Here is a 23,838-nt window from a genome sequence, read left to right on the forward strand (position 1 = left end):
ATGGATTCCAAACGCGTCGTCGAGGTCAACGGCCTGTCGGTGCGCTTCAAGACCCCGGATCGCACGGTGGACGCCGTGCGCAATGTGTCGTTCCATGTGGACCGCGGAGAAACGCTGGCCATCGTGGGCGAGTCGGGCTCAGGCAAGTCGGTGACGTCGCTGGCGCTGATGCGCCTGGTGGAGTATGGCGGCGGCAAGATCATCAATGGCGACATGTTCCTGCGCCGCCGCAATGGCGAGGTGCTGGACTTGGCGAACGCGCCGGACACGACGTTGCAGCGCGTGCGCGGTGCGGACGTGGCGATGATTTTCCAGGAGCCGATGACGTCGCTGAACCCCAGCTTCACGGCGGGCAACCAGATTGCCGAGGCCTTGCAATTGCACCAGGGGCTGGATGCGGCGGCGGCGCGGGCGGAAACGCTGCGCATGCTGGAGCGGGTGCGCATCCCCGAGGCGCGGGCCATTCTGGACCGTTATCCGCATCAGTTGTCGGGCGGGATGCGCCAGCGGGTGATGATCGCGATGGCGCTGTCCTGCAAGCCGCAATTGCTGATTGCCGATGAACCGACGACGGCGCTGGATGTGACGATCCAGGCGCAGATTCTGCAACTGATCCGTCAGTTGCAGGAAGAAATGGACATGGGGGTGATCTTCATCACGCACGATATGGGCGTGGTGGCGGAAGTGGCCGACCGGGTGCTGGTGATGTATCGCGGCGACAAGGTGGAAGAGGGCGGTTCGGACGAGATTTTCGCGCGTCCGCAGCATGCCTATACGCGCGCGTTGTTGTCGGCGGTGCCTCGCTTGGGGGCGATGCACGGCACGGATGAGCCGGCGCCGTTTCCGCTGTTGAAGCTGGAAGAGGCGGCGCAGGTGGCGGACCCGGCGGCGTTGGTGGATGCGCCGGTGGCGGTGCCGTCAACGGTGCGGCGCGAGAATGGTCCGGTGCTGAAGGTGCGGGACCTGACGACGAGTTTCGACATTACGGGCGGCATTCTGGGCCGGGTGCAAAAGCGTGTGCATGCGGTGGAGAAGGTGAGCTTCGATCTGTACCCGGGCGAGACTTTATCGCTGGTGGGCGAGTCGGGCTGCGGCAAGACGACAACGGGTCGATCGCTGTTGCAACTGGTGAAGAGCAAGGGCGGCACGATCGAGTTCGACGGCAAGAACATCGGCGCGTTGCGCGGTAGCGCGATGCAGACGTTGCGGCAACATATCCAGTTCATTTTCCAGGACCCGTTTGCATCGCTGGACCCGCGCATGACGGTGGGTTATTCGATCATGGAGCCGTTGCTGATCCACGGGGTGGCCAAGGGCAAGGCGGCCGAGGAACGGGTGCGCTGGCTGATGGAAAAGTGCGGGCTGGTGCCGGAAATGATCGACCGCTATCCGCATGAGTTTTCGGGCGGGCAGCGTCAGCGTATCTGCATTGCGCGGGCGTTGGCGTTGAATCCGAAGGTGGTGATTGCAGATGAGTCGGTGTCGGCGCTGGATGTGTCGATTCAGGCGCAGATCGTGAATTTGCTGCTGGATCTGCAACGGGAACTTGGGGTGTCGTTCCTGTTCATTTCGCACGATATGGCGGTGGTGGAACGAGTGAGCCACCGGGTGGCGGTGATGTACCTGGGCCAGATCGTCGAGATCGGCCCGCGCCGCGCCATCTTCGAAAACCCGCAGCATCCGTATACGAAGAAGCTGATGGCGGCAGTGCCGATTGCGGACCCGCAACGACGGCATCGTGAACGGTCGCTGCTGGTGGATGAAATCCCAAGCCCGATGCGGAAGCTGGGCGATGATCCGCTGGTGGAGCCGCTGGTTGCCGTCGGAGAAGGGCATTTCGTGGCACGGCATTCGATTGGGGTTTATTGAGGCTTGGGGTTCTTTTGGGGCGAGGTTGGTCCTTAGGATTTGATGCGGATCTTAGGATGCGATGTTGGTTCTTAAGGCGCGTTCGGCGTCGGGGCGAGGATGAGCTTGGCTCAACGATTGCGGTCCGGAGCCTTCGCTCCGGACTACCCCGTTGTCATCCTCGTTGCCGCCTGCGGCGGCTGCCTTCGGATTCCCTCGGGCGCATCGACTCGCCTCGCTCACCCTCGCCCCAACGCCAAACGCTCCAGCCATAGCCGGTGACGGACGCTGGGGCGAGCGGTGTGCTTGGCATTCTTGCCACGGGGGTGGTTTGGCGGAAGGTCTTGCGGGGCCGCCAAAGCCGGCCGCGCGGGCGGCCTTTTTTGGCATTTGGGCGGCTAGGTGCTCCCGACATCGCCAGCGCAACCAACGGCGCCAACGGCGCCAGCTTCACCTGTAGGATGGGTGAAGCGCGGCATGCCTTGAACAAAAACGCCGACCTCCATCGCGCGTAACCCATCAACCACCCCCGCAACAAACCTATCGCCCCTCCAACGCCAATTTCAACCCAAACGCAATAAACGCCGCTCTCGTCATCCGGTCCAATCCCCGCATGACTCCCGCCCTGGCGTGATGATCAAAATTATGCCGGCAAGGGTGAAGACGAAGAGGGCGGCGATAACGGTCATAATCTTCGGGCGATCGATACGAAAAGGCGCCGGCCGCAGTGCAATTCCCCCTTGATTTGCTCAGGCGGTATCATGGCGGGCTTCACGCAATTCGCACCATTCACTACGGATTTTCGCCATGGCCCTGCGCGCCACCATCTACAAGGCCGAACTCAACGTCGCCGACACGGACCGCCATTACTACGGCAGCCATGCGCTGACGGTCGCCCGCCACCCCTCTGAAACGGACGAACGCATGATGGTGCGCCTGGTGGCTTTTGCCCTGCATGCGCAGGAAGAACTGGCGTTCACCAAGGGCTTGAGCGATACCGACGAGCCCGACTTGTGGGTCAAGGACCTGACCGGCGCGGTCAAGCTGTGGATTGAAGTGGGCCAGCCCGAAGAGCGCCGCATTCTGCGCGCTTGTGGGCGGGCGGACGAGGTCATCGTCTATTGCTATGGCGGGTCGGCCAGCAAGATCTGGTGGGATGGCGTGCGCAACAAGCTGGAACGCACCCGCAACCTGAAGGTGGTGAACCTGCCGTCCGACCAGAGCCGGGCGCTGGCCAAGCTGGCCGAGCGCACCATGCAGCTGAACGCCAACATCTCGGACGGCATCGTGTATTTCTCGGCCGACAAGGGCGAGGTCAGCGTCGAACCCGAGGTCTGGCGCTAAGCGCCGTTTCTGCGGGGGGCTGTGCCGTTACATCCCCCGCAGTCACATCCCCGCAGTTACAAAATCCCCCAGATTTTTCTTGCACGCTGGATTTTTGCGGGATTAATATGATGATCATCATATTTCAGGATCCCGACCATGTCTGGCCCCTCCAATCGCAAAGCGCTTTCTCACGAACGGATTGTTGACGCCGCCGCGCGCGCCATCCGGCGGGAAGGGTATGCCGGGGTGGGCGTGGCCGACATCATGAAGGAAGCCGGGCTGACGCATGGCGGGTTCTACGCGCATTTCCCGTCGCGCGATGCGCTCTTGGCCGCCGCGATGGAACGCGCCGGGCGCGATGGCGCGTCGCGCATGATGCAAAGCGTGGCCAAGCGCCAGGCCGAGGGCGCCAGCGCGCTGCGGGCTTGGGTGGACGCCTATCTGGGCGATGCGCATCTGAAAGGCTGCGAGTCTGGTTGCCCGGTGGCGGCGCTGGCTTCCGAGATGCCGCGCCAGTCGCCCGACGTGCGCGAGGTGTCGGCCGCGCGCGTGCAACGCCTGATGCAGGCGGTGCGCGGCGTCTTGCCCCCGGACGCGGGGGAGCACGCTGCCGCAGCGGTGACCAGTACGTTGGTGGGTGCGCTGCAACTGGCGCGCGCGCTGGGCGATAACCCGGAGGGGCGCGCCGTGCTGGCGTCGGCCCGTCAGAGCATTCTTGACCAATACGACACGGTGGCGGCTTCATGAGCTTGACCGCCTACCGATTTCCAGGCCGCTGTGCGCGGCCTTTTTATCCAACATGAATATGATGACCATCATATTTTAACCAGGCAGCAGTCTCTACTTCCCGACAAGGACCCCATCATGAATCTCAAGAATGCAGTTGTTTTGATTACCGGCGCCAACCGCGGTCTGGGTTTGGCTTTTGCGCGCATCGCGCTGGCCCGTGGCGCCAGCAAGGTCTACGCCGCCGCGCGCGACCCGTCCACGATCACCTTGCCCGGGGTCGAGGCCATCAAGCTGGATGTGTCCAACCCGGCTGACGTGGCGGCCGCCGCGGCGCACGCCACGGACGTGACGCTTGTCATCAACAACGCGGGTGTCGCGGCCATGGGTGGCTTTCTGGACGCCGACGCCATCGAATCTGCCCAGCGCCACCTGGACGTCAACCTGTTCGGTTCGTTGCGCGTGGCGCAGGCGTTTGCGCCCGTGCTGGCTGCCAATGGCGGTGGCGCGCTGCTGAATGTGCTGTCGATTGCCAGTTGGATCAACGGGCAGCCGCTGGGCCTGTACGCGATGAGCAAGTCGGCCGCCTGGGCCATGACGAACGGCTTGCGTCACGATTTGCGCGCGCAGGGCACGCAGGTGCTGGGCTTGCACATGGGCTTTGTGGATACCGATCTGACCAAGGGCATCGACGCGCCGAAGTCCACGCCGGACGCCATCGTCAACCAGGCGTTTGACGGCCTGGAAGCGGGCGCGCAAGAGGTGTTGGCCGATGAGCGGACTCGCCAGGTCAAGCAAGGCTTGTCGGCCAACCCGCCGGTCTACCTGTAAGCGCGGGGTAAAGATCACCATGCATGCCAACGCGCATTCTCAAACACCGCCGACCGCAGCGTCGCCCGCCGCGCCCATCACGGCTTCGCCCTGGCCCGTCTTCTGGGTAGCCAGCATTGCCGTGTTCCTGGTGTCGCTGGACGCCACCATGCTGTATGCGGCTTTTGGCGCCTTGCGCGCGGGCTTTCCCGAGGCCTCGGCCGCGGACATGTCCTGGGTGCTCAACGCCTACACCGTGGTGTACGCCGCCATGCTGATTCCGTCGGGGGGCCTGGCCGACACGCATGGCCGCAAGCGCATGTTCATGATTGGGGTGGTGTTGTTCCTGGCCGCCTCCGCCGCCTGTGGCCTGGCCGGCAGCGTGGGGTGGTTGATTGCCGCGCGTGTGTTGCAGGCGGTGGGCGCGGCGCTATTGACGCCCGCGTCTCTGTCGATTGTGCTGGCGGCGTTTCCTACGCAAAAGCGGGCGGTGGCGGTCAGCTTGTGGGGCGCGGTGGGCGGTTTGGCCGCGGCCATCGGCCCCAGCCTGGGCGCGTTCGTGGTGGACACGGCCGGCTGGCCCTGGGCCTTCTACATCAATCTGCCGCTGGGCGCGGTGTCGCTCTGGTTCGGCGCGGGGCTGTTGAAGGAATCCGTCAAACCCGAGTCGCGCCGCCGCGTCGACGGGGTGGGCATGGTCTTGTTGATGGTGGCCGTGGGCGCGCTGGCGTTGGCGACGGTGCAGTCGGAATCACCGTCCTGGACGCGCGTGGAACTGCTGGTGGTGGCGGCCGTGGGCGTGGTGTCGATGGGCGCGTTCGTGGCCTGGGCGCGGTCCACGCCGCATCCCTTGGTGGACCTGGCCTTGTTCAAGCATCGCACCTACCGCTATGTGAACCTGGCCACGCTTAGCTTCGGCATTGCGTTCGCCATGATGTTCTTCGCCTTCTTCTTCTACATGACGGGTGTGTGGCACTACAGCCTGCCGCGCGCGGGCCTGGCGGTTACGCCCGGCCCCTTGCTGGTCATGCCGACGGCCATCATCACGGGCCGGCTGGCGGCGCGCCTGGGCCACCGGCCGTTCCTGGTGATGGGGTCTTTGATCTATGCGGCCAGCGGTCTGTGGTTCTTGCTGGTGCCGGGCGAACAACCCGCTTATCTGACGCAGTGGTTGCCGGGCCTGCTGTTAAGCGGTATTGGCGTGGGGATGGTGCTGCCGTCCTTGTCGGGCGCCGCCGTCAGCCGCTTGCCGGCGCAACATTACGCGGTGGGCAGCGCGGTGAATCAGGCTACGCGCCAGATCGGCGGGGTAATGGGCGTGGCGATCACGGTGTTGCTGCTGGGGCAGGGCGCGGTCAGCCATGCGGATTTCTCGCCCTTGTATATGGGGCATGTGGGGCTGGCGTTGTTGACGGCGCTGTTGTGCCTGGCGGTGGATACGCGGCCGGGCAAGGGGTGAACGGGTGGGGGCAGAGGGACGGACCTGCTATGGTAGCCATCACTCTGCCTCGGACTCGCTTTCCCTGACCACCCATGCCGACAAAAATCGCCTCTGTTCTTGCTGTGCTGCTTGTTACCGGCTGCTCTTCTTATGCCGACCAACAAATCACAAGCACGAAGGCGGCGGGTAGTGTCCTTGATAGCGATACCTCGTACTTCTGCCAGGACGCCAGTTACGCCACCCGGGACAGCGTCTATCGCGGCGGCGAAGTGCTGTCCCATCTGTTGGGGTTCTGGAAGGCGCTGGGCGTGGTGGTGGTCAGGTTCAAACCCTTGTCCCAGGACGGATTCCAGGCGGAATACCTGGACAAGGATCTGAATATTGTCGACTCGCGTCATTTCGTCAAAGGCGTCGACTTCCAGGCGCAAGATGATGGCGGCATAGAAATCAAGACGGCATCCCGCTGTGGTGGGGGTGACGGCCCAGGCGTGGGCTGCTCGTGGAGCAACGTCAGGGTATTTATCGATCAAGCGGGCAATCTGGCCGTGGTCCAGGCAACCGGTGGCGCGGGATTATTAGGGCTGGTCCCGGTCTCGACCAGTTCTAAATACCTGTCGCTTTTTCCGCCGATCACGCTCTCTGATGGGTCCGCGCAAGCGGGCCTGGCCCTATGCCCTGAAAGCGGGGCGTCCAAGAGCCGGGCGGAATATGAAAAGCACAAAGTGCTGCCCACGTTTGCCGTGGGAGATGTGGTCATTCCTTATCGCCACTTTGACCACAAAAAGAAGGAATTCTTGCCGGGCCCAGCGAAAGGCCTTGAGGGTACGAAGTGGCTGGTCAAGGAAATTACGGTCAGGCACGTGCGGGTTGAGCTGATCGAAGGCGAATACAACCCAGGTTATCCCAAAGGCGTGATCCACCGGGCCGGGGCGTACTCAACCCTCTTCGCATCGTCTAACGGGTACAAGGCCACGAACCGGTACGGCGGTGATCTTGGTCAGGTATTCGAAGAGTTCAAGAAAAGCGATTGATTGGGCGCATTGAATGTCCAACGGGTGACATCCGCTCATGAACATCCCAGCATGCACGCCGCGCTACTCTCCACGCCGTATCGTGACACGTAGCCCGGGTCCAAAGTCGACCGCCGCCTCGCGCATTGCAAACCGGATGTTCATGCCGTGGTTGTGAGCAATGCGGCGAGCAATCGACACGCCCAGCCCGCTGCCGGCTTCTTCATGCCCCGCCGCGCGCAAGAATCGATCGCCCAGCCGGGGCAGTACGTCGGGAGCGATGCCCGAGCCTTCATCGTCGACCGTGATGTCCGCGGCCGAGAAAGTCAAGCGTACGCGGGAATGCCGGGGGCCGTAGCGAATCGCGTTGTCCAGAATATTCTTCAGCATGATCGTCAGCGCGTTTTCATCACCGGCCATCGGCAGCGGCAGCACGCCGCTTTCGGGCCATTCCACGGCGATGTCGACATCGCGCCGGTCGGCGATCCACAGGCAGTCTCCCACCGCTTGTTCAGCCACCACACGCCAATCGACGGAGCCACCAAAGTCCGCATGGTTGGCACTGTCCAGCCGGGCCATGGTCAGCAATTGCGACACCAGCCGGTCCAGTCTTTCCATGCCGCGAGTCACGCTCTCCTGGGCCTGGCGTCGTTCAGCGGCATCTTGGGTACGTTGCACCACGTCCCATTGGGCCCTTACCGCCGCCAAAGGCGTGCGCAACTCGTGAGCGGCGTCTGCCGTCAGGCGTCGTTCTTGTTCGATCAGTGTGCCAACTCGCGCCAGCAAGCCGTTCATCGCATCCGTAAGCACCTTCAGTTCGCCCGGCACTTGCGAGCTTGACAAGGGCGTTGCGTCATCGGGGCGGCGTCGTTCCAACTGCTTCGACAGATCTCGTACCGGCCGCATCGCCTGGCGTACGGCGAAGATCAGCAAAGCGATCAGCACCGGCAGCCCCACCAGCCAGGGAAGAATCTGGCCGGCGATGTAGGCCACCACCAGGTCGTTGCGTTCCCCGATGCGCTGTCCGACAGCAATGCGGGTTTGGTTGGACGCATCGCTCAAGTAGACCAGCCGCCAGGGCTCGCCATTGACGACGCTTTCGAAGAATCCCTCTCTGTCGCCCTGACGCGGAAACTGCATCGCTTCGGGATCCAGCACCAGCGGGGCACCGGCGCCCCGCCAGATCGCTACAGAGAGATCCCCCAGCCCAGCATCGCCCGTATTCGCCGAAGACGGCGTCTTGGCGGGCGTGGGCAGCAGGGTGGCGGACGGGGGAAGCAGCGCGGAGATGGCCAGCGTCTGCTGCGCGAGCCGCAGCATATCCGTGTCGTAGAGCTCGTTGATTTCATGCGAGGCGCGCCAGTAGGTCCCGGCGATGGTGATCAGCCAGGCGAGCGGCGCGGCCAGAAGTACGGCAACGATAAGCCTGCGTTGCAAGGTCATGAGTCGGCGTCCACTTGGCCCAGCGCGTAGCCTGATCCCCGCACGGTGCGCACAATCTTGGGATGAATCTTCTTGCGCAGGTGGTGTACGAATACCTCAAGCGCATTGCTTTCCAGTTCCGAGTCCCAGTCGTAGAGCTTGTCGCGAATAAAGTCGCGGGTAAGGACACGGTTGGGATGGGTGAGGAAGAGTTCAAGCAGCAGCGCTTCGCGCGTGGTCAGATCCACCTTCTGACCCTTCCAGTGCACTTCGTGCAGGGCAGGGTGGTAGTCCAGATGGCCATGGCGCCACACGGGTTCGGGCTTGCCCGCCACGCGCCGCGTCACCGCGCGCAAGCGTGCCGCGAGTTCGTCCAGCGTGATGGGTTTGATCAGGTAGTCGTCCGCGCCGGCATCCAGCCCCGCGATGCGGCTTTCGACGGCTTCGCGCGCGGTCAGGATCACCACCGGCAAGCTGCGGCCATTGCGGCGCCAGCGCGTGAGCAGCGCCACGCCGTCTTCGCCCGGCAAGCCAAGATCCAGCACCACGGCATCGTAGTGCACCACGTCCATGGCCTGGTCGCCTTCGCGGCTGCTGGTGAACCAGTCGACGGCATAGCCCAGCAGGCGCAGGCCCGATTTCAGGCCATCGCCGATCAGTGGATCGTCTTCAATGATGAGGATTCTCATTTATTGCCTTCGCATTGCCTTCGCGCGATATTCGGCTGAGATTACCACCACGCACCCGTTAATTTCTCATTAAGGTTGGCTGCCTAAGCTGCGCACCAGATGTCGATAAACCGACGCCACATCGACCGGATGCCAGTATGCCGCAAACCAAGTTTTTATCGCTGCCCACGCAGAGTTCGATCGCCTCGCAGCCAAGGGCTGTGTCTCGTACGCTGCACATCCACCCCGTCGGCGACCCCATGCGTGGCCGCGTGGAAGCCTACATTCATCAACGCTATCAGCAACGGTTTGGCGCAACGCTGAAAGATTGGCTGCCCACGCTCGTAAGCGTGCAGGAAGACGGAGAAATCCTCGCGGCAGCCGGCTACCGGGGCGCGGACGATTCCTTGTTTCTTGAACGCTACCTGGCGGCGCCGATTGAACAATATCTGCGTGACCACAACGCGCCGGTAGCGCGCCGCCTGATCGTGGAAGCGGGCCAGTTTGCCTCGGCCCGGCCGGGGGGCGGGCGGCTCTTGGTGCCCTTGCTTGCGCGCCACCTGCACCAGCAAGGTTTCGACTGGGCGGTCAGCACCCTGACCAGCGAACTGCACCACCTGTTCGCCCGCATGGGCTTGGCGCACCAGCCGATTTCAGCGGCCACCTCTGATCACCTGAACGAGCAGGAACGCGGCGATTGGGGCGACTACTACGCCCATGCGCCCCATGTCTTCGCGGGACGCCTGCACGCCATTCTTGAACATTTTCCGGAGCAGGACGCATGAACGTCGCCGAGTTTTTTTCCCTATTGCGCGACCCGGGCCGCGGCAGCCGCATTGCGCTACAGAACGGCAAGGAATCACTGGATTACGCGGGCTTGCTGGGGCGGGTACAAACACGGGCAGATGTGCTCGGGACCCATCGGGCGCAAGTCACCGCGTCGCTTATGGATAACGGCGCCGACTGGATCGTCCACGACCTGGCGTGCTTGCTGGCGGGCGTGGTGCACGTGCCCTTGCCCCTGTTCTTCACGCCGGACCAATGGCGTCAAACGCTGGACGCGGCCGGCGTGAATACCGTCATCGGGCCTTTATCGATGCAAGCCATGCTGCGCGCATTCGGCTTTGACGTGGCCGAGGCTTTGCCGCATGCGTCGGCGCTGTTCCGGCGCACGGCAAGCGCCGCGCCATTGCCGCTCGGAACTGCGAAGATCACGTTCACCTCCGGGTCGACGGGCAGCCCCAAGGGGGTGTGCCTGGGCGCTACCGAAATGCTGGCCGTGGGCGCCAGCCTGGCGGCGGCGACCCGGCCGCTGGGCATACGACGCCACCTGACCGCCTTGCCGCTTCCTGTGCTGTTGGAGAACATCGCCGGCGTCTACTCGCCATTGATCGAGGGGGCGGCGATTACTACGCGCCCCTTGATTCAGACCGGCTTGCAGGGCTCATCCCGCTTTGATCCCGCCATTTTTCATGCGGCGCTTGTCGATGCCAAGGCGCAAAGCGTCATCGTCTTGCCGCAGATGCTGCGCGCGTATACCGGCTGGCTGCGGGCGACAGGCGCTGGCGCCCCGTCTGAACTTCGCTTGATGGCGGTTGGCGGCGCGGCGGTAGGCGCGGACTTGCTGGCCGCCGCCCGCGCGCAAGGGCTGCCTGCCTACGAAGGCTACGGCCTGTCCGAAGCCTGCTCGGTGCAGACCCTGAATTTGCCCGGCGCCGACTGTCCGGGTTCGGCGGGCCGTCCCTTGCCGCATGCGCGCTTGCGAGTTTCCGCCGACGGTGAAATCGAGGTGGCCGGCACGCATGCGCTGGGCTACCTCGGCCAGCAGGCCGAGTCACGGCAGTGGCTGCCAACCGGTGATCTGGGGCGGCTGGACGAAGCGGGATTCCTGCACATCGATGGGCGCAAGAAGAACCTGTTGATCACCGGCTTTGGGCGCAACGTGTCGCCCGAGTGGATAGAGCTGCGACTGGCGAACCAGGCCGCTATTGCCCAGGCCGTGGTGCTGGGCGAAGGCCAGTCCGAGCTGGGCGCGGTGATCTGGCCGCTGGGCCAGGTGGGTGACGAGGCCATACGCGCCAGTATCGATCGCGCCAACGCCGCACTTCCCGACTACGCGCGGATCGGCCCGTGGATGCGCGCGCGGGCCGAGTTCAGCGCGGCCAGCGGCATGGCCACCGCCAACGGCCGTCCGCGCCGCGCGGCCGTGGCGGACCTGCATGCCGACCTGTTTTCGCGGACAACCGCACAACCTCTGGTGTAAATCGTCATGACCTTTTTCGAAAAATTGATTGATCAGACCCGTGAAAGCCGGGAATCGCTGGTGGCGATCCCGATCATCCAGGATTGCTTGCGCGGCAAGGTCGCCTTGCCCGCCTACATTGCATTCCTGCGCGAGGCCTACCACCACGTCAGCCATACCGTGCCGCTGATGCATGCGTGCCGTGCCCGCATGCCGGCCCGGCTGGCCTGGATGCTGGCGCCCATCGACGAGTACATCGAAGAGGAAACCGGGCACGACGCCTGGATCCTGAACGATCTGCGGGCGCTGGGACAAGACGCCGACGAGATCCGGCTGGCCGGCCCAGGCCCCCAGACCGAGGTGATGGTGGCCTATGCCTATGACACGATCGCCCGCAAGAATCCGATGGGATTTTTCGGGATGGTTCACGTGCTGGAAGGCACCAGCGTCGCCTTGGCGCTGAACGCGGCCGATCAGATCCAGCAGAATCTGGCGCTTCCGGCATCCGCCTTCAGCTATTTGCGCTCGCATGGCACGCTGGACCAGGAACACACCGCGCACTTCGCCGAACTGATGAACCGCCTGGATGATGCCGGCGACCAGGCAGCGGTGATCCATGCCGCCAACATGTTCTACGCGCTGTATGGCGCGATTTTCCGCGCATTGCCACGCGCGCAGACGCAAGCGGAGGCCGCATGAGCCCGCGCGATGCCTCCATCGTGTTGACCGGCGCAGCGGGCGGCCTGGGCAGCGCGATTGCTCGGCAACTGTACGCGGAAGGCGCGCGTCTGCTTTTGATAGGGCGCACGGCAGGTCCGCTGCTGGCGCTGGCGCAATCGCTGAATGCTGGCGCGCAGGACCGCTCGCGCGTCGACGCCTTGGTGGTGGACGTCACGACGGATCACGGTCGCGCCGCGATCATCGACGCCGCCGAGGCCAGAGGCGCGAACGTGCTGATCAACAACGCGGCGGTCGCGGCGTTTGGGCCCGCGCAGGACGTGCAGAGCTACGACGCACGTCGCGTGATGGAAACCAATGTCGTGGCGCCCATGATGCTGACGGCGGGCATGCTGCCGCTATTGCATAGCCGTCCGCGCGCTCAAGTGTTGAATATCGGGTCGACCCTGGGCAGCCTTGGTGTGCCCGGCTTCTCGGTCTATGGCGCCAGCAAGGCCGCGCTTCGCCTCTACACCGAGTCGCTGCGGCGTGAACTCGCGGACTCAACGGTCCGGGTCCAGTACTACGCGCCACGGGCAATTGAAACGCCCTTCAATTCGCGTGAGGTCCAGGCTTTCAACAACGCTACCGGCTCCGCCAGCGATACGCCGGATGCGGTGGCGGCTTGCGTGTCACGCATGCTGCACAGCGAATCGCGCCAAGGTTTCGCGGGCGGTGTCGAAGCGATTGCGGCGCGTTTGAACGGCTTGTGTCCCGAGTGGCTGGACGGTGCATTCGCCAAACACCGCCGCGCGCTCACGTCCTTGAAATTTCCTTCAGGAGCTTCTTCATGATTAAAAGATTTTCATTGCTGAACGCGGCTGCCGCCCTGCTGACGGGCGCCGCACTGTCCCTCTCGGCCTTTGCCGCACCCGCTCCCGCAGACCTTGATCAGGGCATCCGAGCGCTGCAAGATGACTGGGCGGTGATCCAATACCAGACGCCGGCCAAGCAACGCGAGGCCCGCTTCGAGTCGCTGTCGCAAACCGCGCATGCGCTGACCGAGCGCTATGCCACCCGGGCGGAACCGCATATCTGGGAGGGCATCATCCTGAGTTCATGGGCGGGCGCCAAAGGCGGGCTGGGTGCGCTGGGCTTGGCCAAACAGGCCAAGGCGGAATACGAAACGGCGATCCAGATCGACAGCAAGGCGCTGGGCGGATCCGCCTTGAACAGCCTGGGCGTCCTGTACTACAAGGTGCCCGGCTGGCCGGTGGGATTCGGCGACAACAAGAAAGCCGAAGCCTTGCTGCAACAGGCGTTGGCGCTGAATCCCGATGGAATCGACGCCAACTACTTCTATGCCGACTACCTGGTCTATCGGAACCGAAAGACCGAGGCCATTCCGTATCTTGAGAAAGCACTGAAGGCGCCGCCCCGGCCAGGCAGGGAAGTGGCGGATGCCGGGCGCAGACAGGAGGCCCAGGCGCTGCTGGATACGGTGCGATAGGGGGAGGTGTGAAGACCTGGCCGAGAGCCGCCGTAAACTTGCCCCTTCCGATAGGCAGGCCCAAGATTCGGGTCAGAACTATTAAACGGACAACACATACATGGCGCTCTCGCTGCACGCTTTCGCTGATATCCCGACAGAAGACTGGCTAGGCCTGCTGACCCACCCCGACGTGGTTCGTCATATGCCGCTTGACGGCGGCAACTGGAACGAGAATTCCGTCATCGACTGGACCAAGGGAAAAGACGCGCAGTGGGTGACCAACGGATATGGACCTTGGGCCTTTCGGATTGATGGCATGTTTGCGGGCTGGGGCGGCTTTCAGAAGGAAGGCGACGAGGCCGACCTTGCATTGGTGCTGTTGCCGACGTACTGGGGGCAGGGCGCGATGATATTTCGCCATGTCATGAGCCGCCGCCATGAACTTGGTATCGGACCGGTAAGCATCCTGCTGCCGCCCAGCCGGTCACGACTGAGAGGTTTGGCCAGGCTAGGCTTTGAGTTTGTGGGTGAACTGGCCTACGAAGGTCAACGCTTTCTGAAGTTTCAAGCCGTCGGGTAAGGGTCGGGAGGCGTCTGCTTCCGGCCCGGCTGTCCCAGGCCGCGCTCAGCCCGCGCAAGCATCCGTGGCCGTGTTCACCGGGTCGCTACACGCCTTCCACTTTTCCGGCGCCATAGCGGGCAGCAGCATCACCCGTGTCATCGGGTCCGGGTAGAAAAAGATGCGCCCTGGGTGTTCGCCCATGGCTTGCCACACCTGCTTCTGCTGTACCGGCGTCAAGACCGCGCCGTTGGGCGTGCCCTGCGGGCTTTCGGCCAGCACGATTTGCGTTTCCGGGTCCCACGACATCATGTCGTCGTCCAGCGGCACGTCGTCCTTGATCCTGACAACGCGCCACGGGTTTTCGGGCACCTCGACCGGTAGCGCGGCAAGCGCTTCCCGATGCAAGGGAAAGAGGCGATCGGACGGCTTGCCTGGTGGCGCGGGATACGCGGTCAGCGCTTGGCTGACGCCAGGCGCATGGTAGTTGGGGCTTTGGCGCACGTACCCTGGCCCGGGCTTGCCTTGCGCATCCACGATCTGGACCGCCACCGGCTGGTTCGAGGACAGCATGTCGATCACGCGCAGCAAGCGGCCAGAGGCGTCTCGCACGTAGTGACGGCTGGGGCCGGCGCCCTGGGCCTCACCGCAGCCGTCGTCGATAAATGCAGCCAGTTGGCCCTTGGCGTCGCGTTGCAGGCAGGCGCGGCGGGTGGCGGTGTAGGGCTGCGCGCGGGATGCGCCGGCCTGTTGATATTCGCGTTGGTATTCGCGTTGATGTTCGCGTTGATATTCGATGTACGCGGCCAATTCGCCCGCTGTGTCGTATGACAGCGCGAAGCCGCCATCAAGCACGGCCTGGCCGCGTACGGCACGGTAGTGTTCCATGCGGCACAGGCGGCCATCCGGGTCGAAGTACAGCTTGGTGGGCGCGGCGCCCGCGGTCTTGCCGCTGGCGCGATAGGCGGACCAGTCGACCTTGTCCGCCCAGGTGTGGGGCATCAGGTCGCCGGCATCGTCGATCCAGGCAAGCTTGCGATGGGTCGGCACGCGCTCACCGCGCTTGCCAAGCAGCACGCGGTCGTCGTCCAGGGCAATGACGACGGGCACGGCGGGCAGGGCGGACGCTACCGAGAAGTCGGTATCGACCGGGCCGCAGGCAGCGTTGCCCCTTGAGGCGAACAACACCGGCGTGGCCACCAACAACAGCATCAAGACGCGCGGCAGCTTACGCATATTGCAGCGCGTCCATGAACTTCACCAAGTCCCAGAATTCCTTGGACACGCCTCCCAGGCGCAACGTGCCGTGGCTGTCTTCAAAGAGCAAGAAGGGGTAGGCATTGCGCTCGAACACGCCCGGGTCCGGCAGCCGGTAGGGCTTGAAAATCTCTGGGTTATTGAAGTAGCGTTCCAGCCGCCCGCCACCGTCCACATGCATGTAGCGCACGCGCAAGGTCCGCGACTTGTATGCGTCCTGCGTGTCGGGATAGATGCCGCCATCTCCGGCCACTATCGATTGGGACAAGGCGCCCAGGAACACGCGCAGGATGCCCACGAAGCGGATCTCGCCGTGCGTGCTTGCGCCCGGTGCCTGCACCAGCGACTTGACCACTTGCGTGGCGCGCGAGCCGGGCACCAGCGTCTTGGCGAACAGCGCGTCGATGTCGGCGTTAGCCGGGTCGGGCGACTGCCGCAGTGTCTGGAGGTCTTGCCGGAAGGCGGCCAGCCATTGCTGGTAGCGCTGGTTTTCCAGTTGGCGGTCAAACGGCTGGGTCTGTGCTGCGCCTGCATGGGGTTCAGCCGGATTTACCTCAGCCGCATGTAGCGCGCCAACATGCAGCGCGATCAATGCGGCCGTGGCGAGCATGCCGATGCGCCAAAGCCACGAGCCTGACGCATGAATGGGGGAGGACGGGTGTGTGCGCATAGGAGAGCGATGATACTGCTGCACTCCACGAATGCCCATCCGCCCTCGAACGACTCCCGTCCCCGCGTCAGTACGTGTAGCTGATTCCCAGTTGCGCGGTACGCGGCGCGCCCGGATACACGTAGGTGTTGAACGCACCTTCGTCGTAATTGCGATTGAACAGATTCGTCACGTCCAGGTTCACGCGCAGGTTCTTGTTGACCTGATAGAAGCTATAGAGATCGACCGCGACGTAGGCGTCCATGTTGTACGACGTGGCAACGGTCTGGCCGGCGCGGTCGTCCACATAGCGCACGCCTACGCCCAGGCCCAGGCCGCGCGCCGGGCCTTCGTGGAACTCGTACATGTTGAGCAGGCTGAACGTGTTGCGCGGGATGTTGGCCAGGCGCGTACCCGTGGGCAGCGTGTTGTCCTGCGTCACCTTGGCGTCCACGAACGAGTAGCCGCCGATCACGCGCCATTCGCGCGTGATGTTGCCCGCCACGTTCAGATCGAAGCCCCGGCTGCGCACCTTGCCCGCCGCCACCCGGTAGGTGGAGTCAGCGGGGTCGACGGTCAGTACGTTGGTCTTGTCGATCTGGTAGGCCGCCACGTCCACGCTTAGCTGTTGGTCCAGCAATTCCCATTTGGCGCCCACTTCAAAAGACTTGCCCTCTTCAGGGTCAAAGCCGTTGCCCTGACGGTCCGCGCCGGTGTTCGGCTTGTACGAGCGCGCCGTGTTGGCGTAGACGGCCAGCGTGTCGGTCAGGTCGTAGATCACGCCCAGACGCGGCGTGATGGCCGAATCCGTGGTGCGCCAGCTTGTGCCTGTGGGAAGCCGGTCGCGGTAGGTGTGTTCGAAATGCTCGAAGCGCAAGCCGGCCAGCACCTTGAAGCGCTCGGTCAGCGCCACCTGATCCTGCACGAAGGCGGCCCAGGTCTTGAGGTTTTCCTTGTCGTGCGTGGTGGTGCGGGTCAGGGCAGGGCGGGGTTGGCCCAGTACCGGGTCGAAGAGGTCGATCGGGTAGGCGTTGGCGCCCGCCGCCGAACGCTGGATGATCGATTGATAGTCGTAGTCTTCCACTTCCACCCCGGTCAGCAAGGTGTGGCGCAGCCCGCCGGTGTTGAAGTTGCCGGTCAGGTTCAGTTGGACGTCGCGGTCGGTCCAGTCCAGCTTGCGGTAGTTGAAGTTGCGGCCCAGCGTGCGGCCGTCGGCTTGCAGCGCGTTGGCTTCAACGGCGTTGCCCTTCAAGGTGCCATCCAGCCATTGCGCGCCGCCGCCCAGCTTCCAGTTGTCGTTCAGCGCGTGCTCAAAGCGCAGTTGCACCAGCTTGTTGTCGTTGTGCAGCTTGTTGTCGGTACCGGTTTCCCACACGTTGGTGTCGCGCGAGGCGCGTCCGGCTTGGTTGGGATAGCGGGTCAGGCCACGGTCCAGCGGGTGGTTGTTGCGCATCAGCTCGGCTTCCAGCGTGATGCGGGTGGCGGCGCTGGGCTGCCAACTGATCACGGGCGCAATGCCATAGCGTTCGGTGCTGACGTCGTCACGAAAGCTGTCGCCGCCTTCGGCCAGCGCGTTGACGCGGTAGGTCAGGCTGCCGTCCTCGTTCAGCGCGCCCGTGGTGTCGAGGGTGGCGCGGCGCATGCCTTGCGTGTCGAATTGCGTGCCCATGGTCACGCGCGATTCGGCTTCGGGTTGCTTGGTGACCACGTTGAACGTGCCGCCGGGGTCGCCCCGGCCATACAGGCTGGTGTTGGGCCCACGGATGACTTCAAGGCGTTCCAGCGTGTAGGAATCGGGCGCGTTGGGATAGCCGCGATTCATGGGAAAGCCGTTGCGGTAGTACTCGCCGGTGGTAAAGCCGCGCACGGTGACCGTGGTCAGCCCCTGTCCGCCAAAGTTGTTGGCGCGGCCGACACCGCCCGCGTAATCCAGCACTTGTTCCAGGCGTGTCGCGCCGGTGTCTTCGACCACGTCACGCGGCACCACGCTGATGGATTGCGGCACGTCGTGCAGCGCGGTGTCGGTGCGCGTGGCGCTGACGGAGCGGGTGGCGCGATAGCCGATTACCGGCCCATCGGCGCGCTCGGCATCGCCATACACGCTGACCGCATCCAGCTCAATCGGCTTGGCCTCGCCGATGCCATTGGCCAGCACCACGGGAACTGCCGTGTTCAGTAAACATGCCGAGAGGATGACGCGCCGCATTCCAGGATCCGAGAATTTTTGAAAGAGGCGCGATATTACTATCGATGCGATCGATTCGCATTTGCAACAAATGGTGCGCAGGGTTGATGTCGGGTTTTAACAACGGGGAGGCGAGCAGCCTTGAACCGAAGCGGGCATCAGGTTGCCGGCGCCAGGGGCGCGGCCTCTTCCTGTATCCAGTCCAGGAACGCACGCACTTCCGAGCGTTCCGCAGCCCCGGGCCGAGTCACCGCGTAATACGCGAATCGCGCGGGCCACGGCTTGTCCAGCACCTGCACGAGCCGCCCCGCCGCGATTTCATCTTGGGCATAGGCTTCCGGAACCAGCGCCAAACCCTGGCCCGCTTCCGCCGCGCGGATCAGCAAGAAGTCGTCCTCGAATGCGTTGCCGCGTTCCGCGCGCGTGTCGTCATCGACCCCGTGCGCCTTCAGCCAAAGCGGCCAATCCGCGCGGTCGGAATCGTGCAGCAGGGGGTAGTTGAGGCAATCGCAGGCTTCACTGATCACGGCCTGCTGGCTTTCCAGAAAGGCGGGCGAAGCCACCGGCGTCAAGACGGGCGCCATCAGCGGCCTGACATCCAGCCCGGGATAGTCGCCCAGCCCATGGCGCAAGGCCACGTCGACGCGATCACGGCGCAGGTCAACCAGCTCAGACGTGGCTTCCACGCGGACTTCGATATCGGGATGCAATTGCTTGAAGCGCCCCAGTCTGGGCACCAGCCACGACGCCGCGAAGGAGGCCACCGTACTGACCGTCAGACTCTTGCCGCCCTTGGCCGCTTCCAAGGCATGCACCGCCTGATCAATCTGAAGGAACGCATTTTGTACCTTCGGATGAAAGCTTGCGCCGGCAGCGGTCAGGCGCATGCCAAGGCGCTCACGCTCCAGCAATACGACGCCCAGGCGGTCTTCCAGCAGCCGAATTTGTTGGCTTACCGCGCCCGGCGTGACATGCAGCGCCTGGGCCGCGGCCTTGATGCTGCCGCGCTGTCCCACTTCCACAAAGGTGCGTAGCGCTTGCAAGGGATAGGTCATAGGAAGTTAAGATTTACTAAATTTAATCGGCAGAAAGCATCGCTTCTATCGGTGCGCGATAAGGATGAGAATTCGTGCTCCCCCTGCGAACCCATTAATTTAGTTTATCTATAGCCGCTATGTTGCATCTTTATTCCGACAGCTCGCCCAATGGCTTCAAGGCAAGCATTGCGCTTGAAGAGCTTGCCTTGCCCTATCGCCTTCATCACGTGCGTATCGATGAAGGCGAACATCGCCAGCCGGACTTTCTTGCGCTGAACCCCCATGGCCGCATTCCCGTGCTGACGGACAGCGAGACGGGCGTGGTGCTTTTTGAATCCGCGGCCATTCTGCTGTACCTGGCCGACAAGACGGGCAAGCTGCTGCGCTCGGACCCGCTTGCCCGCTGGGAAGCGATCAAGTGGTTGCAGTTCCATGCGTCCAGCGTGGGGCCGATGCTGGGCCAGCGCGTGCACTTCGAGCTATTCGCGCCTGAACCCATCCCCAGCGCCATTGACCGATATCGGCGTCTTACCGAAGACGCGTTCGCGGTGCTGGATCGCGTGCTGGCGGATCGCGCTTATCTGGCCGGCGACGACTATTCCATCGCGGACATCGCCCATTTCGGCTGGACCCACATCGCGCGAATCATCCATTTCGACTTCAGCCGGCATCGTCACTTGAGCGCATGGCACGAGCGCGTGGCGGATCGACCCGCCGTACGCAAGGGCATCACGTTGCCGGTGCCGGCAACCGGCGCGTGAATACAAGGCACGGCCCCAATCGCAACCCAATCAGAACCCAATCGCAATTCAATGAACGCAACCCACTTCCCCGCACCCACGACCGGCGCGTCCTACGCCGCGTTTTACGCACACCCTGGCTACCGCCGCATGTTCGCGCCGGATAAATTGACCGTTGGCATCTTCCTGCCGCTGCGCAGCTACTCGGGCGACATGAGCGTGCTTGCCGGCCAGGCCGACTTGGTCAGCCAGATCGACAGGCAGGGCTTCGCCGCCGTGTGGGTCCGCGACGTGCCCTTGTTCGATCCGTCCTTCGGGGATGCCGGGCAGGTGTTCGACCCCTTTACCTATCTGGCCTACCTGGCCGCGCGCACGAAGCACGTGGCGCTGGCGACCGGCAGTGCCGTCGTCGCTCTGCGGCATCCCATCGACCTGGCCAAAGCCGCCACAACGATTGATCAGTTGTCTGGCGGCCGCCTGGTGATGGGCGTGGCGTCTGGTGACAGGCCGATTGAATTCCCGGCTTATGGGCTGGAACACGGGGATCGGGCAGAGCGTTTCGCCCACGCGCTCAGCTACATGCGTCAGCTTATGCAGGCCGGGCCGTTGGCCATCGATTCCCCGCTGGGACGCTTCAAGGGCGCCGAGTTCCTGCCCAAGCCCGTCGCGGGCGCGATTCCGATGATGGTGACGGGCTCGTCCGGCCAATCGCTGGCGTGGATTGCCGAGCACGCGGACGGTTGGCTGACGTACCCCAATGCAACCCATACGCCCACAGGCCCTCAGCATCTGGCGGAAAAAATCCGTGCTTGGCGCGACCTTATTCCCGGGGGCGCATTCCGCCCGCACATGACCAACGAATGGATAGATCTGGTGGATGACCCCAACCATCCGCGCACGCCGTTGCATGGCGGCTATGTGCTGCGCACCGGGCGCAAGGGCCTGATGGCGTTGCTGGAAGCGTGGCAGGCGGCGGGCGTGAACCACGCCGCCCTGGGGATACAGTTTTCGCAGCGCCCGGCATCCGAGGTGTTGGAGGAACTGGCCGCCGATGTGTTGCTGCATTTTCCATCGCACGGGGCGGTGTCAGCGTCGACGGTTGCGTGGTGAAGGCCTTAATTCACCTGGATCTTCGCGCTGTCGATGATCTGCTTCCAGCGTCGTGTTTCCTCGGCGGACAGCTTCGCCAGGTCTTCGCTGCTGCCCGGGAACGGCACCGCACCTTGCTCGGCCAGTTGCTCCACCATCGCCTTGTCGCGGGCCAGGGCGACGACCGTGTCCTGTAGCTTGCGCAGCACCTGCGGATCGGTGCCGGCTGGCGCCATCACGCCATACCAGGACTCGACGACCGCGTTCTTCACACCGGCCTCGGCCAGCGTCGGGATATCGGCGATGGAATCGCTGCGCTTGTCGCTGGCCACCGCCAGCACCCGCACCTGCCCTGACTTCACGTAGGGCAGCACATTCGGCAGGTTGGCGAACAGCACCTGTACCTGGCCCGACAGCAGGTCCGACGTCGCCGGCCCCGCGCCGCGATATGGCACGTGCTCGAAGCGGGCGCCGGAACGGAACATGAACAGCTCGCCCGTCATGTGATTGACCGAACCAATGCCGGCCGATGCCATGTTCAGCTTGCCGGGATTGGCCTTGCCATAGGCCACCAGCTCGGCCACGGTCGTGGCCGGTGTGTTCTTGGACACCGCCAGCACATTCGGTACCGTCGAGAACAGCGCTACCGGCGCGAAATCCTTGTCAGCGTTGTAGGGCAGGTTTTTCGATATCAACGGCTGAATCGACTGCTGTCCCATGGTTGCCAGCAGCAGCGTATAGCCGTCCGGCGCCGCTTTGGCCACGAAGTTGGCGCCGATGCTGCCTCCCCCGCCGGGCTTGTTTTCCACAATGACTGTCTGCCCCAGCGTCTCGGACATGCGGTTGGCCAGCAAGCGTCCCATCAGGTTGACCGTGCCGCCCGGGGCGAACGGAACCACCAGCGTGATCGGCTTGCTGGGATAGTCAGTCGCCGCGTGGGCCAACGGGTTGAGGCTGATGGCCGCGGTCAGCGCCGCCGCAAAAGAAAGTGCTTTGACTTTGAACATGATTGAATTCCCCTTGCCTTGGTTGATTTATACGGCGATGCCTCAGGCGGCGGCTACGCCAGATTCCTGCTTGACCAGTGCATTGACGCGCTGACGCAGCATCTCGCTGGCGTCGGCGGCGCGTTGCCGCGCCGCGTCAATCACCGCCTGCCGCGCGTCTAGAATCGTTTGCTGTTCCCGCAGATGCACTCGCACCGATTGCGGTGCCGGGCCTCCGAGCGACACACGCGCGGCCACGTTGCGCACCGGATCCAGGCAGGCGGCGATGTCGTCGGCCGCCAGCGCCACCGGCCGGCCCAACTGTTCTTGCGCGGCGGCCGAAATCATTGCCGGGGTGATGGCGTGCGCCGGCAGCCCCTGTTCCAGCGCCTGCCGAACCACCGCGCCGATGATGTGGTGCGCGTCGCGAAACGAGGCGTCGGCCTTGCGCACCAACAGGTCCGCAAGATCGGTCACGGTCGAGAAATCATCCGCTGCGCGTGCCGCCATGCGCGCCCGGTTGGGCTCGACCTGCTCCACCAGCAGGCGCATCAGCTCCAGCGCCTTCAGTGCTTCTTCGCAGGCTTCCCAGCAGGTGCGCGTGCTTTCCCGGCTGCTGTCGCCGGAGTGGGTGAAATGGGTGGACTTGACCGTGGATAGCGCTGCGGCGGTCAGGCCAATCAGGTGGCCCGTCTTGCCGCGCAGGTACTCCAGCACCGCTGGGTTCTTCTTCTGCGGCATGATGCTGGACGTGCTGGCGATACTGTCCGGGAACGACAGGTAGCCGAATTCGGGCGTGGACCAGATATAGAAATCCTGCACCATGCGGCTGCAGGTCACCATCATGATCGACAGCGTCGCGCTGAGTTCCAGCGCGAAATCGCGTGACGCCACGGCATCCAGCGCATTGGCCAACGGCGCACTGAAGCCCAGCATGGCGCTGGTGTCGGCGCGATCGATCGGAAACGACGTGCCTGCCAGCGCGCAGGCCCCCAGCGGCGAGGCGTCCGCCGTGTCCAGCGCGTGCGCCAGCCGGCCGATATCGCGCGACCAGGCATCGACCAGCGCCGACAGGTAATAGCCATAGGTGATGGGTTGCGCTGCCTGCATGTGGGTGTAGCCCGGCATCACCCAATCGGCGTAGCGCTCGGCCTGGGCCAAGGCGACGCGCGCCACCTCGATCAGCGCGGCGCCGATGCGGGCGGCGAAATCGCGGGCTCGCATGCGGTCGATGGTGGCGCCGATGTCATTGCGGCTTCTTGCTGTGTGCAGCCTGCCGCCCAGCTCCTGGCCCACCGCTTTGATCAGGTGCGCCTCGTAGTTGAAATAGGCCTCTTCACGCGCCGGGTCCAGTTCAACCGCATGGGGGCCGTCGGCCTGCATCGTGAGCAGCGCGCGCGCCAGACGCAGCGTGGCGTCGTGCTCAAGAATGCCTTGCTCGCGCAGCATCAGCAGATGCGCCAGGTTGATCTGGGTAAGCATCTCGAAATTGGTGAAGAACTCCCGGTTCAGGCGCGGAAGGAAAATGTGCTGCAGCACCTCTTTGGCGAGGGGTTGCTTAAGGCGGGCACTGACTTTGGATTCCATATCGGTCCGGTGGCTGTGAGGCTTAAAACCGTAGTCTCCCGCCGCGCCAATCCATGCGTCAAATCAGAGTTTTACGGCTTTAAATACAAAAATGATATGATTTGAAC

The 23,838-nt window shown here is 63.9% G+C and carries 23 protein-coding genes; 15 read left to right on the forward strand and 8 right to left on the reverse strand.

The features are described 5' to 3' along the window. The 6 genes from CVS48_RS16260 (at position 1) to CVS48_RS16290 (ending at position 7,182) form a co-directional block, all read left to right on the forward strand. Positions 1-1,869 (forward strand): dipeptide ABC transporter ATP-binding protein, encoded by a 1,869-nt coding sequence (locus CVS48_RS16260; protein ID WP_100855333.1) that lies wholly within the window; start codon positions 1-3, stop codon positions 1,867-1,869. A gap of 786 nt (positions 1,870-2,655) precedes the next feature. Then, positions 2,656-3,192: a YaeQ family protein gene (locus CVS48_RS16270; RefSeq protein ID WP_100855334.1), complete on the forward strand. Its 537-nt coding sequence runs from the start codon at positions 2,656-2,658 to the stop codon at positions 3,190-3,192. A 138-nt stretch (positions 3,193-3,330) separates the two neighbouring features. Continuing rightward, complete coding sequence (locus tag CVS48_RS16275; protein WP_100855335.1) at positions 3,331-3,921, forward strand: TetR/AcrR family transcriptional regulator; 591 nt, start codon at positions 3,331-3,333, stop codon at positions 3,919-3,921. A 117-nt stretch (positions 3,922-4,038) separates the two neighbouring features. Continuing rightward, on the forward strand, positions 4,039-4,731 hold the full coding sequence (locus CVS48_RS16280; RefSeq protein ID WP_100855336.1) for an SDR family oxidoreductase: 693 nt from the start codon (positions 4,039-4,041) through the stop codon (positions 4,729-4,731). A gap of 19 nt (positions 4,732-4,750) precedes the next feature. Further along, positions 4,751-6,169: an MFS transporter gene (locus CVS48_RS16285; protein ID WP_100855337.1), complete on the forward strand. Its 1,419-nt coding sequence runs from the start codon at positions 4,751-4,753 to the stop codon at positions 6,167-6,169. 74 nt (positions 6,170-6,243) lie between these two features. After that, positions 6,244-7,182 carry a hypothetical protein gene (locus CVS48_RS16290; protein ID WP_100855338.1) on the forward strand — a complete coding sequence of 313 codons (939 nt, stop codon included), beginning with the start codon at positions 6,244-6,246 and terminating at the stop codon, positions 7,180-7,182. 63 nt (positions 7,183-7,245) lie between these two features. Here CVS48_RS16290 and CVS48_RS16295 read toward each other — a convergent pair whose 3' ends face one another. Together CVS48_RS16295 and CVS48_RS16300 are read right to left on the reverse strand one after the other, a co-directional pair. Next, on the reverse strand, positions 7,246-8,604 hold the full coding sequence (locus CVS48_RS16295; RefSeq protein WP_100855339.1) for an ATP-binding protein: 1,359 nt from the start codon (positions 8,602-8,604) through the stop codon (positions 7,246-7,248). Then, positions 8,601-9,272, reverse strand: a complete 672-nt coding sequence (locus tag CVS48_RS16300) for a response regulator (RefSeq protein ID WP_100855340.1) — start codon at positions 9,270-9,272, stop codon at positions 8,601-8,603. The genes CVS48_RS16295 and CVS48_RS16300 overlap by 4 nt, the downstream gene beginning before the upstream one ends. 200 nt (positions 9,273-9,472) lie before the next feature. On the opposite strand from CVS48_RS16300, the gene CVS48_RS16305 reads away from it, so the two are divergent. From CVS48_RS16305 to CVS48_RS16330, 6 genes are all read left to right on the forward strand, one after another. After that, positions 9,473-10,036 carry a thermostable hemolysin gene (locus CVS48_RS16305; protein WP_242001256.1) on the forward strand — a complete coding sequence of 188 codons (564 nt, stop codon included), beginning with the start codon at positions 9,473-9,475 and terminating at the stop codon, positions 10,034-10,036. Further along, positions 10,033-11,514, forward strand: a complete 1,482-nt coding sequence (locus tag CVS48_RS16310; RefSeq protein ID WP_100855342.1) for an AMP-binding protein — start codon at positions 10,033-10,035, stop codon at positions 11,512-11,514. Before CVS48_RS16305 ends, CVS48_RS16310 begins: the two co-directional genes overlap by 4 nt. Before the next feature lie 6 nt (positions 11,515-11,520). Next, positions 11,521-12,192, forward strand: a complete 672-nt coding sequence (locus CVS48_RS16315; RefSeq protein WP_100855343.1) for an iron-containing redox enzyme family protein — start codon at positions 11,521-11,523, stop codon at positions 12,190-12,192. After that, positions 12,189-13,004, forward strand: coding sequence for an SDR family oxidoreductase (locus CVS48_RS16320; RefSeq protein ID WP_100855344.1), 816 nt, complete (start codon positions 12,189-12,191; stop codon positions 13,002-13,004). The genes CVS48_RS16315 and CVS48_RS16320 overlap by 4 nt, the downstream gene beginning before the upstream one ends. Beyond that, positions 13,001-13,660, forward strand: coding sequence for a tetratricopeptide repeat protein (locus CVS48_RS16325; protein ID WP_100855345.1), 660 nt, complete (start codon positions 13,001-13,003; stop codon positions 13,658-13,660). Before CVS48_RS16320 ends, CVS48_RS16325 begins: the two co-directional genes overlap by 4 nt. Before the next feature lie 100 nt (positions 13,661-13,760). Then, complete coding sequence (locus CVS48_RS16330) at positions 13,761-14,222, forward strand: GNAT family N-acetyltransferase (RefSeq protein WP_100855346.1); 462 nt, start codon at positions 13,761-13,763, stop codon at positions 14,220-14,222. A 45-nt stretch (positions 14,223-14,267) separates the two neighbouring features. On the opposite strand, the gene CVS48_RS16335 is transcribed toward CVS48_RS16330, so the two are convergent. The 4 genes from CVS48_RS16335 to CVS48_RS16350 all read right to left on the reverse strand — a co-directional run bounded on the left by CVS48_RS16335 (position 14,268) and on the right by CVS48_RS16350 (position 19,347). Continuing rightward, on the reverse strand, positions 14,268-15,437 hold the full coding sequence (locus tag CVS48_RS16335) for a hypothetical protein (RefSeq protein ID WP_242001255.1): 1,170 nt from the start codon (positions 15,435-15,437) through the stop codon (positions 14,268-14,270). Then, on the reverse strand, positions 15,430-16,068 hold the full coding sequence (locus CVS48_RS16340) for a hypothetical protein (RefSeq protein WP_242001254.1): 639 nt from the start codon (positions 16,066-16,068) through the stop codon (positions 15,430-15,432). Before CVS48_RS16340 ends, CVS48_RS16335 begins: the two co-directional genes overlap by 8 nt. 127 nt (positions 16,069-16,195) lie before the next feature. Beyond that, a complete protein-coding gene (locus CVS48_RS16345; RefSeq protein WP_100855348.1) occupies positions 16,196-18,313 on the reverse strand; it encodes a TonB-dependent siderophore receptor in 2,118 nt (705 codons plus the stop codon). 137 nt (positions 18,314-18,450) lie between these two features. After that, positions 18,451-19,347: a LysR substrate-binding domain-containing protein gene (locus CVS48_RS16350; RefSeq protein WP_100855349.1), complete on the reverse strand. Its 897-nt coding sequence runs from the start codon at positions 19,345-19,347 to the stop codon at positions 18,451-18,453. A gap of 119 nt (positions 19,348-19,466) precedes the next feature. On the opposite strand from CVS48_RS16350, the gene CVS48_RS16355 reads away from it, so the two are divergent. Continuing rightward, complete coding sequence (locus tag CVS48_RS16355) at positions 19,467-20,090, forward strand: glutathione S-transferase family protein (protein WP_100855350.1); 624 nt, start codon at positions 19,467-19,469, stop codon at positions 20,088-20,090. A 129-nt stretch (positions 20,091-20,219) separates the two neighbouring features. Then, positions 20,220-21,179, forward strand: coding sequence for an LLM class oxidoreductase (locus CVS48_RS16360; protein WP_100855351.1), 960 nt, complete (start codon positions 20,220-20,222; stop codon positions 21,177-21,179). A 5-nt stretch (positions 21,180-21,184) separates the two neighbouring features. On the opposite strand, the gene CVS48_RS16365 is transcribed toward CVS48_RS16360, so the two are convergent. Next, on the reverse strand, positions 21,185-22,165 hold the full coding sequence (locus CVS48_RS16365; protein WP_100855352.1) for a Bug family tripartite tricarboxylate transporter substrate binding protein: 981 nt from the start codon (positions 22,163-22,165) through the stop codon (positions 21,185-21,187). A 42-nt stretch (positions 22,166-22,207) separates the two neighbouring features. Beyond that, positions 22,208-23,626: an argininosuccinate lyase gene (gene argH, locus CVS48_RS16370; RefSeq protein ID WP_242001253.1), complete on the reverse strand. Its 1,419-nt coding sequence runs from the start codon at positions 23,624-23,626 to the stop codon at positions 22,208-22,210. Here argH and CVS48_RS29645 point away from each other — a divergent pair. Continuing rightward, entirely contained in the window at positions 23,600-23,836 is a 237-nt protein-coding gene (locus CVS48_RS29645; protein ID WP_242001252.1) for a hypothetical protein, read from the forward strand. The two genes, argH and CVS48_RS29645, sit on opposite strands and share 27 nt — an antisense overlap. Positions 23,837-23,838: the final 2 nt, after the last annotated feature.

Origin of the sequence: Achromobacter spanius (assembly GCF_002812705.1) — a bacterium.
GTDB lineage: Bacteria > Pseudomonadota > Gammaproteobacteria > Burkholderiales > Burkholderiaceae_B > Achromobacter > Achromobacter spanius.